Consider the following 11,938-nt stretch of genomic DNA (forward strand, 5'->3'; position numbering starts at 1 on the left):
GCTGAGAGGGGAAATTTGGCCACAGACGTACACGCGGGCGGTGCCGGATCGCCGCCGTGGTCGGAGGGCAATCTCGTGCGGCCCCTGGTTCATGGTGCGACCTACTTCGCCCGGCTGCATGAGGAGTTGACGGCGCTCCAGGCGGGAGACCGCGTGTGGTTCACCGACTGGCGTGGCGACGCCGACGAGCGGCTGCTGGCGGACGGACCGTCGATCGGCGAGGTGCTCGCGGGCTTGGCCGGTGAGGGAGTGGAAGTGCGGGGGCTTGTCTGGAGATCCCATGGAGAGCGCGTATCGGCCCCGATCAGCGGCCGTTCCAATGAGCTCCTAAGCCGTCGGGTCAACGACGCCGGCGGAGAGGTGCTGCTGGATCAGCGTGTACGCGTGTTCGGCTCCCATCATCAGAAGCTCTTCGTCATTCGCCGTCGTGACAATCCGTCGCTGGATGTCGCGTTCGTTGGCGGGATCGACCTTTCCCACAGCCGTCGGGACGACGCCGACCACGCGGGAGACCCGCAAGCGGTGAGCATGGATTCCCGGTACGGTAAACGACCGCCATGGCACGATGCCGCCCTCGAACTGCGCGGCCCCGTGGTGGCRGATGTGCTGGCAGTGTTCGCTGAACGGTGGAATGACCCCCATCCCTTGGACCGACACACCCCCTACCGGATGCTGCTGCAACGACTGGCCCGTATGCCCAGGCACCCCGAACCGCTCCCGGCCACTGCTCCGCCGCCACCACCGGCGGGTCCTCATTCCGTGCAGCTGCTGCGCACTTACGGCGTTAGACGTCCCCCGTTTCCGTTCGCGCCTGTTGGGGAGCGCAGCATTGCCCGCGCCTACACGAAAGCTTTCGCCCACGCCCGCTCGCTGATCTACGTCGAGGACCAGTACCTGTGGTCGAAAGAGGTCGCAGCCGGAATCGCGGAGGCCCTCGACCGGAATCCCGACCTGAAGGTGATCGCCGTCGTACCCCGTTACCCCGACGCTGACGGGCCTCTCGCAGGGCCGGCGGCCCGGATCGGGCAACTGCATGCCATCAGCATGCTGCGTAGGGTTGCGCCCAACAGGGTCGGTGTGTTCGACCTGGAGAACCGCGCGGGAACTCCGATCTATGTCCACGCCAAGATCTGCATCATCGACGACACCTGGTTCACCTGCGGCTCAGACAACTTCAACCGCCGGTCCTGGACCAACGACAGCGAGCTCACCTGCGCCGTACTCGACACGACTGTCGACAACCGGGAGGCGTCCGGCACAGACAACAGCCGCGACACTTTCCGGCCTTTGGCCCACGAGCTCCGGCTCCAACTCTGGGCCGAACACCTGGGCCTGGAGCAGAACGATCCCCAGCTCGTCGACCCGGCGGCCGGGCTCAAACTTTGGAACACCACCGCGGACGCTCTCGACCGCTGGCATGAAGCCGGCCGCCGTTCCACCCGCCCCGCCGGACACGCGCGCCACCACACTCCAGAGCCGGTGTCGGCCCGCCAACGCCTCTGGGCAGATCCGATGAGCCGTCTTCTCATGGACCCAGACGGCCGCCCGCGCCGACTGCGCGGCACTACCCAGTTCTAGGCAAGACGCTGACGGCCGCGAACCAGCAGAACGCCTGAACGGCTCCGGGGACTGTAGCCCCGCCACGCCGCTGAAACGACGGCGAGTACCACGCCCCGGCGAAAGCCTTCCTCGACGTCGTGACTTCTGTACTCAACGGATATAACCTGACCGGCGACGATCCGGTCCAAATTGAACCGCGTTCACCGCCTCATCGATGTGCAGAGCTTGAAGTTTTCAATCTTAAGGAGGAGCTGCCGATGTCCCCGCTGAGCAAGGCTGCGCCAGACGTACTCCAACGCTACTACCGGATCCTGGCCGCCGGCATAGAAGCGTTCGACCCCGACGGCGAGCTGCGCACTTTGCTCGTCGACGACCTCGAATTTGAAGGTCCGATCGCAGGGAAGCGCACAGGGGCCGCCGGATTCTGCCAAGGCGTAAAAGGCTTCATCGCCACAGTGTCGGACCTCGAGATCATCCAAGAGGTCCACGGCGCAGATGGCTCCGCGATACTCTACGACGCCCGCATGCCGGCCGGGCTTGTCCGACTCGCAGAGTTCTTCCGCTTCGACAACGGCAAGATCTCGACACTCCGGATCCACTACGATCCCGCCGACTACGTGCGACAAGGCGGCCGCTGATCTTCCTCCCCGCCCGAGGCAGACGCCGCCGGCGTCGCGGAATGATTCAGTCTAAATCCGTCCGCGACGTCCCGACAGACCCTCGATAATTGCCCCGATGCGATGGAACAGCGCCGCCGGGGAACCACCCGGCGGACAACCACCTCGGAACTGTCACCATGCCTGCCCTCTTGCTCTCCCCGGCCGCTGCGCGTATGAGAGAAGCATGGGTTCGCGACGAGATGTGCTCCGCGGTCGCGTGGCAGTCGTGACTGGCTCGACGCGCGGCCTGGGGTTGGCCATGGCCCGGTTGCTGGGGCATCACGGTGCGACGGTGGTGCTGGCGTCCAGGTCGGACGCCGACGTCGAGGCCGCCGTCGAGCGGCTGCACGCGGAAGGGATCGCGGCATCCGGGCGTCAGTGCGACACCGGTGAGCTGGCCGACGTCGAGGCCCTGCGCGACGAGGCCCTTAGCCGCGGGACGCTCGACATCTGGGTCAACAACGCCGGAGCTTCCGGTGTCTTCGGGCCGACGGCGTCCACGCCGGTCGAGGACTTCACGCAAGTGGTGCGCACGAACATCCTAGGCACGTTCCACGGGTCGAGGGTGGCGTTGCCGGTGTTCATCGGCCAAGGTCGCGGCGACCTCGTCAACGTATACGGCCACGGCGACCAGGGGCCGGTGGCACTGCAGAACGCGTATGCGTCAAGCAAGCGTTGGGTCCGCCAGTTCACCGAGACGTTGCGGGTGGAGACCAAGGGCACCGGCGTCCGGGTGCATGGCATGAATCCGGGCCTGGTGATCACGGACATGCTGGGGCACGTCACGTCCCAGCCCGGGTACGAGCATCGACTGGGCGGGCTGCAGGTCGTCGTCGGGCTGTGGGGGCAGACCCCTGACGACGCCGCGCGCCCGCTTCTGGACCTCGTAACGTCGGACACCGCCGAGTTCCGGTATCTGACCAAGACGACCATGGTGACCCGCGGGGTGCGCAACCTGCTGGCCGGACGCCTCCGTCGCGCCAGGCGCATGCCCCTGGACATCACCGTCCTGGACTCGAACCGCCAGGGCTGACCGGGTCCGTGTAAAAAGCGGTTGCGCAGCCCTTCCCCTTCACTAGACTGTCCGTCCGCCTATGGGAAGACTCAGTAGGTGTAAAAACCCTCGCCCGTCTCGACGCCGAGTTTGCCCTGGTCGATGTAGTTGTCCTTGAGGTACCGAGCGAAGACCTGGGATCCGGGCTCTGGCGATGAGGCGGCAATGTTGTAGGCGGTTCCCAGCCCGACGACGTCGTAGATCTGGAACGGACCGCTCGGCGCTCCGGTGGCAATGCGCCACGTCTTGTCGATCGTTTCCGGGCTGGCGACGCCTTGCAGCAGCAGGCCGGCGGCCGCGTTCAGGAGCGGGACCAGCAGGGAGTTCAGCACGTAGCCGGCCTTCTCCTTCCTGATCTCGATCGGCTCCAGCCCGCTGTTTCGCGCGAAGTCGACGACGGCGTCGAAGACTGCGGGATCGGTTTCGGCGGTGCCCATCACCTCGGCGATGTTCTGCGCCCAGATGTTGTTGGCGTAATGGATGGCGAGGAAGCGGTCGGGGCGGCCGGTGGAATCTTTAAGATCACTGGGCAGCAAAGTTGATGAGTTCGTGGCGAAGATGGTCTTGGCGGGGGCCAGATCTGCGAGCGTGCGGTAGACGTCCCGCTTCACCTCGAGCAGCTCAGGAACGGCCTCGATCACGAGGTCTGCATCGGCGACGGCGTCCCCGAGGTTGGCGGTGAGGCGGAGGTTTTCAAGAGCTGCCTCGGCTTTGCTCTCTCCGGCACCGCCGACGTTGGCCGCCCGGTAGATGCCGACAAGCCGGGCGAAGCGCGCCCGGGCCTTCTCCAGGGCGTCGCCGTCGACGTCGTAGGCGGTGACAGCGAATCCGTGGAAGGCGGCCTGATAGGCGATCTGGGAACCGAGCACTCCGGTGCCGAGCACGGTCAGGGTCTTGATCTGGTGGGGCATGCGGGTTCTTCCTTTCCACCCGGCGCTAGGAACGGCCGGGGTTGACGGACCCGTAGATACTGCGGATCCAGATGGTGGATAACACGTCCAGGGCATGGGACTCCGCGATCGCGGGAATCTCCCGGTTGAGGACGGCGGTGATCACCCGCTCGTTCATGAGATTGAGGCTCACGGCCAGGTCATGGGCGTCGATGCCGTCCGGCGCAGCCCCTCGGGCTTGCTCGGACGCGATGACATCGCTCGAGAAATCGACCCAGGACTGCATCGATTTGGACCAGAGGGCGCGCACCTCGTCGTTGCGGGCCCGCGCTGCAATCGCCGCGGTGGCGACGCCGCGATGGGCCACGAACACCTCAACGAACATGCCAATGGAGCGCGTCCAGGCTCCCGCGGGGTCACTTTCGAAATTTCGCGGCAACTCGCTGACCCGGTGTTCCACCTCGGAGATCACCCGGTCCAGAAGGGCCAGCAGCATCTCATCCTTGGACGAGAAGTAGAAGTAGAAGGTGGGGCGCGAGATGCCGGCGCCGCGGGCCAGCTCCTCGATCGAAACGTCGTCGAAGGACCGCTCGCCAAGGAGCGCCTCGGCGGTGGTGAGGATCGCGTCCTGGCGTTCATCCCCCGAGACCCGTGCTGTACGTCTTCCACGTGGAGCCATGCGCCCATCCTAACGCGAGGTATCAACACGGTGTTGACTCTCTCGACTTTAAGTCGATAGCGTGGCGTGATGAGCGCGCACGTGGATGTGTTGATTGTCGGAGCCGGGCTGAGCGGCATAGGTTTCGCGAGCCGGCTGAAACGCGAAACACCAGGGAAGACGTTCGCGATCCTGGAGTCCCGGGGCACGGTGGGCGGCACCTGGGATCTCTTCCGATACCCGGGCGTCCGCTCCGACAGCGACATGTACACCCTCGGCTATTCCTTCCGGCCCTGGGCCGGTGCCAAGGCGATTGCCGACGGCGATGCGATCCGCGACTACATCGAGGCGACCATTGCGGACGAGGGCCTGTCCCCGCAGATCCGGCTGAACACCCGGGTGGTCTCTGCCGACTGGTCCAGCGACACCGCGCTGTGGACGGTGACGGCCGTCCGCACATCCGAGGGCGAATACCGGCACGGCGACCCGGGACCCGGCACCGCCGAGGCGGTCACGTACACATGCTCTTTCCTGTCTGTGTGCTCGGGCTATTACCGCTATGACGAGGGGTTTACCCCTGCCATTGACGGCGCCGACACCTTCACCGGATCGATCGTCCACCCGCAGCACTGGCCGGCCGACCTCGATTACGAGGGCAAGCAGGTGGTGATCATCGGCAGCGGGGCCACCGCGGTGACACTTGTGCCGTCCATGGCAAAGGCGGCCGCGAAGGTGACGATGCTGCAGCGCTCCCCCACGTACATCGCCCCCGTGCCGTCCCGCGACCACCTGGCCGACCGCCTCCGGGGCAAGCTGCCCGCGCAACTGGCGTACGACGTCGTCCGGGTCAAGAACATTCTCTTTTCGATGTTCACGTACCAGCTCAGCCGACGGCGGCCGGAGACCATGAAAGCGATCCTGCGCAAATCTGCGGTCGCCAAGCTGCCGCAGGGCTTTGCGGTTGACACGCACCTGGCGCCGTCGTATCAGCCGTGGGACCAGCGGGTCTGCGCGATCCCCAACGGGGACCTCTACCGCGCGATCAGCGCAGGCACTGCCGACATCGTCACCGACAGGATCTCCCGGATCACGCCGGACGGGATTGACCTGGTCTCGGGCGGGTCGATCCCGGCCGACGTCATCGTCACGGCGACGGGATTGAATCTGCTGGTGATTGGCGGGATGGCGCTCACCGTCGACGGCGATCCCGTGGACGTGGGCAAGACCCTGACCTACAAGGGCATGATGCTCGACGGCGTGCCCAACTTTGCGCTCACCATCGGGTACACCAACGCATCGTGGACCCTGAAGGCGGATCTGGTCGCAGGCTACGTCTGCCGGCTGCTGAAGCACCTTGACCGGCGGGGACTGCATTGGGTGGTGCCCGCGGCGCCTGCCGATGTCGCCAACGGTGAGCTGTCCACCCTGATTGACCTGAAGGCCGGCTACATTTTCCGCGGGGCCGATCAGCTGCCCCGGCAGGGTGCCGGTTCACCGTGGCGGCTGCACCAGAACTACTTCCGAGACTTCGCCCTCCTGAGGGCCGGCAGGTTGACCGACCGGGTCCGTTTCGGTCGGCGCGGACAACGGGTGCGGGTGTCCGGCGGGGCGCCATCTGTGCTCCGGGATCCCCTGGCGCTCCCGGGAACGGGATACGTCGACGTCGCAGGCACGCGGTTGCGCTACCGGAAGACCGGCAGCGGCGACCCCGTGCTGGTCCTGCACGGGATCGGCCAGAGCCTGGAGGACTGGAACGGGCAGCACGAGCGGCTCTCGGCACGACACGCCGTTTACAGCGTGGACCTGCCCGGATTTGCATACTCGGAACGGCCTTCCGGGCCGGCGACTTTGGCGAAGCTGGCCGACGTCTTGCCGGTATTCCTCGACGCCGTCGGGGTGCACGAGCCGCTCCCCGTGATGGGAAACTCGCTGGGCGGGGCCGTCGCCATGAAACTGGCTGCCGAACACCCGGACCGAGTTTCGGCGCTGGTTCTTGCGAACAGTGCCGGGTTTGGCAAGGAGGTTGCACTGGTATTGCGCCTGCTCGCGGTCGGGCCGCTCGCGGCGTTGCTGCTGCGTCCGGATCCAGTGGCTTCGCGCCGCACCGTCCAGTCGATCTTCTACGACAAAGCACTGGTGACCGACGCCCGCGTTGACCACGCGTTCGCTTTGTCGCAGCGGGCATCCCACCGCCAAACCCTCCTCGACATCGCTCGCGACCTCGGAACCATCTTTGGCGTCAGGGCCGGGTGGCGGAGGGCCCTCCTCGGGGCGTTGGCCCAGTCGGAGACTCCCACGCTCGTGGTCTGGGGCGACCACGACCACATTCTCCCGTTCAGCCACCTCGAGGCGGCAGTGGCAGCGTTGCCACACGCCGAGTCGCACACATTCTCGAAGACGGGGCACATGCCGCAGATCGAACGGCCCGACGAGTTCGCCGCGGTGGTGGAGGACTTCCTGTCACGGGTGCCGGCGGGGAGGCAGGCGGCGGCCATCTGAGGCGTGTGGGCGATCGGAAGGCATAAATAACTTGCCCCGGCTGTAATTACTGGCCGCGTCCCGGAAACTTTGCTTTCAAGCGGGACATTCGGCCCGCCGTCATAAGAAAATTGGGGGCTACACCATGCATTCACATCGCGCCAGACTCTTCACTGCCGTCACCATCGCAGGTTCTTCCATCGGCCTCGCCCTTGCCGGCTGTGGGCCACAGCCAGGGGCTCCGGCCGCCGCTTCGAGCCTTGTCGTGAGTACCATGGCAGACCGCACGGCGACGTTAACTTTCCCACCTGCTTCCACTGCAGGACCGACGGCACCTGCCGCCAGGGCGGTACCGGCGTCGGAGGTTCCCGCCTCAGCGGGTAAGCACGGGTCTCCCGCGCTGAAGACCTTCACGTTCCCGGACGGACACATCTCGTTCGCCTATCCGGAGACGTGGACCGTGCGAACCGTGCTCCCGCCCGCCGGCCTTCCCGGCGTTGAGGTCACCGTTGCTGACGGTGCGGGAAACGATCTGCTCTTCCTGGCCAACGGCGTCACTGCAGGGTGTGCTGGCGGTCCCGTGACGCGTCACGTGTTCGATCACAAGGCAGTTTCCGGAATGACGGCGCCGGACGGCAAGAAGCCCGTCTTCGGATTCGCTGTGGAATCTTTTGGTGATGGCGATGCCTACTTCATGGGGCTAACTGATCCCCGGTCGCTGAAGGAGGGCGAGGGCGTCGCATCATGGTGCAATCTCGTCTCCACCGCCAACGGCGGACTGTTCACCCGGGTTCTTTTCGGCGACCCGGGGTTCCCGAACAGGGAGGCCGCGAAAGCCTGGATGGCGACAAACCAATACACCCAACTCAAAGCACTGCTGGTCAGCCTGTGCTACACCTGACGGTCGGACCGAGGATCGCGGTCGCTCGTACCCACGCAGGTGCGAGCGGCCCGATCACGGCCACTTCCAGGTGAGGCCGACATGCAGGCCGGTGGCGAGGTGGTAAGACCAAGCGGCGCCGAGAGGAACTACGCGGCAGATCCGCCTCATGAGCACACAATAAATGACCTTTGAATGAAACGACCCCGCACGCGTCTGCGTGCGGGGTCGTTTCGGGTTACGAAGGAGGTGTGAGACCCGAGGCTAGTTGGCGGAAATTGCCAGAAATTAATCACCGTCATTCCGTGGATTTTTCTCTAACGCTGTCGGATAACTGACCTAGTTGGCGAAGACACTTGGAGACGGCGACTCCGGCCTGTACTTAGTCACTTAAGGTCCTGTTCGTCCCTGGTTCTGAGAGTGGTTGCCATTCGTCATCGATAAACGGTTCATAGACCGACCCGAAGCGCTCATGGGGCTTCTTTTTCGAAGAACAGCGCCATGACGTCGGCCGGCCAGTCCGTCGCGCGACTCGTTTCCTTGTCGACGTGGGCAACGGTCATGACGCAGCGCGACACGTTCGTTCCGCCGGAATCGACCATAGCGCACTCGATAAGCGCATCGGGCCCGCGGAACTCTCGCACGAACGACGTGATGGTGATCTCCTGATCGCCCCGAGCAGGCCGCAGAAAGTCGATCTCCATCCTCCGGACCCAGACCATGAACGGCAATGTCCCCAGCGTTTCCAGATCCCAACCGACATAGTCCCGCAGGCCCTCCATCCGGTGATCTGCGTAATAGGTCGCGTATTCCCCCGTGCTCACGTGGTTGTAGGGGTCGAGCTCGGAGAACTTGACCCGGTGCGTGCTCTTGTAAACGATCGGTACCTTCGACATTCAGCGCCCCTTCGCTTGCCACAATATTGCTCGCCGAACCCGCAAGCGAGCCGATCCGCCCCCAGCGGTTCAGGAGCCCGTATCCCCGTCTGAGGAGCCGCCCCTTCGGCCCCACGAGCCGAAAAGTGTGGGGCGGGCAGGACCGGTAGGCGACCGCACCCGACGGACGGCCACCATGGCACATGCCCCAATCAGCACGCCGATGAACACGAGGGAAAGACCGACGGTGAACCAACCGCCATGCCCAAAAAGCATCATCACAACGCCCGCCAGGGACAGGCCCTTCGCCGCGACGTCCAGATACAATGGGCCCCTCAGGTTCTCCATGCAACTAGGGTAAACCCGTCACACTCCACCAGCGCCGCCCGGCTATCGAGGCTCTGCGACGCCGCCATTCAGGCCCTCCTCGAACCGGACAGGAATGACCGCCCGTAACGGACGGTGGAGTGGAACCGGCGCGCAACTGGCCTGAGCGGTGAGCGCTTCGAGGATGAGCTTTGCCCATGAAGCGGAAGTGTTGGGGTCGCGTCCCGCAAAAACGGCCCCGCACGCGTATGCGTGCGGGGCCGCCGTCCCGGTTTATGAGCACAACAGGAGCGAGCGATGGGACAGAGAGTTGGGAGGAACTAGAAGTCCCAGTCATCATCCTCAGTATTAACAGCCTTGCCAATCACGTACGACGAACCCGAGCCCGAGAAGAAGTCGTGGTTTTCGTCAGCGTTCGGCGACAGGGCCGACAGGATGGCCGGGTTCACGTCGGTGACGGAGGCCGGGAACATGGCCTCGTAGCCCAGGTTCATCAGGGCCTTGTTGGYGTTGTAGTGCAGGAACTTCTTGACGTCCTCGGCCAGGCCGACGGAGTCGTAGAGGTCGTGCGTGTACTGGACCTCGTTCTCGTACAGCTCGAAGAGCAGCTCGAAGGTGTAGTCCTTGATCTCCTGCTTGCGCTCCTCCGACAGGCCTTCCAGGCCCTTCTGGAACTTGTAGCCGATGTAGTAGCCGTGGACGGCCTCGTCACGGATGATGAGGCGGATGAGGTCGGCCGTGTTCGTCAGCTTGGCCCGGGAGGACCAGTACATCGGCAGGTAGAAGCCCGAGTAGAACAGGAAGCTTTCCAGCAGCGTCGAGGCCACCTTGCGCTTGAGGGGGTCGTCGCCCTGGTAGTAGTCCATGACGATCTGGGMCTTCTTCTGAAGGTTCTCGTTCTCGGTGGACCAGCGGAACGCCTCGTCGATTTCCTTGGTGGAGGCCAGCGTGGAGAAGATGGAGGAGTAGCTCTTGGCGTGCACAGACTCCATGAACGCGATGTTCGTGTAGACAGCCTCTTCATGCGGGGTGAGCGCGTCCGGAATCAGCGACACGGCGCCGACGGTGCCCTGGATGGTGTCCAGCAGGGTCAGGCCCGTGAACACGCGCATGGTGAGCTGCTGCTCGTCCGGGGTCAGCGTCGCCCACGACTGCACGTCGTTGGACAGCGGCACCTTCTCCGGTAGCCAGAAGTTGTTGACCAGACGGTTCCAGACATCCACGTCCTTGTCATCCTGGATACGGTTCCAGTTGATCGCCTCGACGTGGCTCAGCAGCTTGACCTTTTCGGTCATGTCATCCCCTAAATGTTGGGTTTAGTTCTTAGTTAAAGCGTACGACGGCGGGCGGGCGCCCGCCGTCGTACTGTCACGATTTAGTTGAAGCTACAGCATGCAGCTGACGCAGCCCTCTACCTCGGTCCCTTCCAGCGCGAGCTGGCGGAGACGGATGTAGTAGATGGTCTTGATGCCCTTCTTCCAGGCGTAGATCTGGGCCTTGTTGATGTCGCGCGTGGTGGCGGTGTCCTTGAAGAACRGCGTCAGGGACAGGCCCTGGTCCACGTGCTGGGTTGCAGCGGCGTAGGTGTCGATGACCTTCTCGTAGCCGATCTCGTACGCGTCCTGGTAGTACTCCAGGTTGTCGTTCGTCAGGTACGGCGCCGGGTAGTACACGCGGCCCAGCTTGCCTTCCTTGCGGATCTCGATCTTGGACGCCACCGGGTGGATCGAGGAGGTGGAGTTGTTGATGTAGGAGATCGAGCCGGTGGGCGGAACGGCCTGCAGGTTCTGGTTGTAGATGCCGTGCTCCATGACGGAGGCCTTCAGCTCGCGCCAGTCATCCTGGTTGGGGATGTGGATGTTCTTGAACAGCTCCGCGACCTTCTCGGTCTGCGGGACCCATGCCTGCTCGGTGTACTTGTCGAAGAACTCGCCGGAGGCGTACTTGGACTTCTCGAAGCCGCCGAAGGTCTGGCCGGTCTGGATGGCCAGCAGGTTGGAGGCGCGGACCGCGTGGAACACCACCGAGTAGAAGTAGATGTTGGTGAAGTCCAGGCCCTCTTCGGAACCGTAGTGGACCCGCTCGCGGGCCAGGTAGCCGTGCAGGTTCATCTGGCCGAGACCGATCGCGTGGCTCTGGTCGTTGCCGCGGGCAATCGAGGGCACCGAGGTGATGTTGGACATGTCCGAGACTGCCGAGAGGGACCGGATGGCCGTCTCGATGGTCAGGCCGAAGTCCGGCGAGTCCATGGTCTTGGCGATGTTCAGCGAACCCAGGTTGCAGGAGATGTCCTTGCCGGTCTGGTCGTAGGACAGGTCATCGTGGTACGTGGTGGGCTGCGAGACCTGGAGGATCTCGGAGCACAGGTTGGACATGATGATCTTGCCGTCGATCGGGTTTTCCCGGTTCACGGTGTCCTCGAACATGATGTACGGGTAGCCGGATTCGAACTGGATCTCGGCGAGGGTCTGGACGCCCAGGACCCGGGCGCCCCGGACGCAGGAGGCCCGGCGTTCGGCGTACCCGCCGGTGGCATGGGCGTGCGAGACCTTGGTGT

General features: G+C 64.4%; 10 protein-coding genes. 5 read left to right on the plus strand and 5 right to left on the minus strand.

The window, feature by feature from the left end; all coding sequences use genetic code 11:
- Window positions 1–15: 15 nt before the first annotated feature.
- The 3 genes from AC1D1W_RS11125 (at window position 16) to AC1D1W_RS11135 (ending at window position 3,252) form a co-directional block, all read left to right on the plus strand.
- Complete coding sequence (locus tag AC1D1W_RS11125) at window positions 16–1,578, plus strand: phospholipase D family protein (protein ID WP_476943703.1); 1,563 nt, start codon at window positions 16–18, stop codon at window positions 1,576–1,578.
- Window positions 1,579–1,817: 239 nt separating this feature from the next.
- On the plus strand, window positions 1,818–2,198 hold the full coding sequence (locus AC1D1W_RS11130) for a nuclear transport factor 2 family protein (protein ID WP_243177263.1): 381 nt from the start codon (window positions 1,818–1,820) through the stop codon (window positions 2,196–2,198).
- Between the two features lie 247 nt (window positions 2,199–2,445).
- Window positions 2,446–3,252, plus strand: a complete 807-nt coding sequence (locus tag AC1D1W_RS11135; protein ID WP_476943704.1) for an SDR family oxidoreductase — start codon at window positions 2,446–2,448, stop codon at window positions 3,250–3,252.
- A 71-nt stretch (window positions 3,253–3,323) separates the two neighbouring features.
- Here the strand turns inward: AC1D1W_RS11135 and AC1D1W_RS11140 are convergent, their stop codons facing one another.
- On the minus strand, window positions 3,324–4,184 hold the full coding sequence (locus AC1D1W_RS11140; protein ID WP_476943705.1) for a 3-hydroxyacyl-CoA dehydrogenase: 861 nt from the start codon (window positions 4,182–4,184) through the stop codon (window positions 3,324–3,326).
- A 25-nt stretch (window positions 4,185–4,209) separates the two neighbouring features.
- Window positions 4,210–4,842, minus strand: coding sequence for a TetR/AcrR family transcriptional regulator (locus AC1D1W_RS11145; protein ID WP_243177260.1), 633 nt, complete (start codon window positions 4,840–4,842; stop codon window positions 4,210–4,212).
- A 69-nt stretch (window positions 4,843–4,911) separates the two neighbouring features.
- Here AC1D1W_RS11145 and AC1D1W_RS11150 point away from each other — a divergent pair, with 69 nt between their 5' ends.
- Window positions 4,912–7,320: an alpha/beta fold hydrolase gene (locus AC1D1W_RS11150; protein ID WP_476943706.1), complete on the plus strand. Its 2,409-nt coding sequence runs from the start codon at window positions 4,912–4,914 to the stop codon at window positions 7,318–7,320.
- Between the two features lie 244 nt (window positions 7,321–7,564).
- Window positions 7,565–8,200 carry a hypothetical protein gene (locus AC1D1W_RS11155; RefSeq protein ID WP_476943707.1) on the plus strand — a complete coding sequence of 212 codons (636 nt, stop codon included), beginning with the start codon at window positions 7,565–7,567 and terminating at the stop codon, window positions 8,198–8,200.
- A gap of 449 nt (window positions 8,201–8,649) precedes the next feature.
- Here the strand turns inward: AC1D1W_RS11155 and AC1D1W_RS11160 are convergent, their stop codons facing one another.
- The 3 genes from AC1D1W_RS11160 to AC1D1W_RS11170 form a co-directional block, all read right to left on the minus strand.
- Entirely contained in the window at window positions 8,650–9,075 is a 426-nt protein-coding gene (locus tag AC1D1W_RS11160) for an acyl-CoA thioesterase (protein ID WP_028277887.1), read from the minus strand.
- Between the two features lie 626 nt (window positions 9,076–9,701).
- Window positions 9,702–10,676 carry a class 1b ribonucleoside-diphosphate reductase subunit beta gene (gene nrdF / locus AC1D1W_RS11165; protein ID WP_476943708.1) on the minus strand — a complete coding sequence of 325 codons (975 nt, stop codon included), beginning with the start codon at window positions 10,674–10,676 and terminating at the stop codon, window positions 9,702–9,704.
- Window positions 10,677–10,766: 90 nt separating this feature from the next.
- Window positions 10,767–11,938 (minus strand): ribonucleotide reductase large subunit (locus AC1D1W_RS11170; RefSeq protein ID WP_476943709.1); only part of this gene is annotated, 1,172 nt, incomplete at its 5' end.

It is taken from the genome of Arthrobacter sp. P1_B4 (assembly GCF_056406555.1).

Excerpts from the sequence above, each read along its gene's own strand:
- AC1D1W_RS11130 (WP_243177263.1), top strand. The coding sequence starts at position 1,818 with ATGTCCCCGCTGAGCAAGGCTGCGCCAGACGTACTCCAACGCTACTAC.
- AC1D1W_RS11140 (WP_476943705.1), bottom strand. The coding sequence starts at position 4,184 with ATGCCCCACCAGATCAAGACCCTGACCGTGCTCGGCACCGGAGTGCTC.
- AC1D1W_RS11145 (WP_243177260.1), bottom strand. The coding sequence starts at position 4,842 with ATGGCTCCACGTGGAAGACGTACAGCACGGGTCTCGGGGGATGAACGC.
- AC1D1W_RS11150 (WP_476943706.1), top strand. The coding sequence starts at position 4,912 with ATGAGCGCGCACGTGGATGTGTTGATTGTCGGAGCCGGGCTGAGCGGC.
- AC1D1W_RS11160 (WP_028277887.1), bottom strand. The coding sequence starts at position 9,075 with ATGTCGAAGGTACCGATCGTTTACAAGAGCACGCACCGGGTCAAGTTC.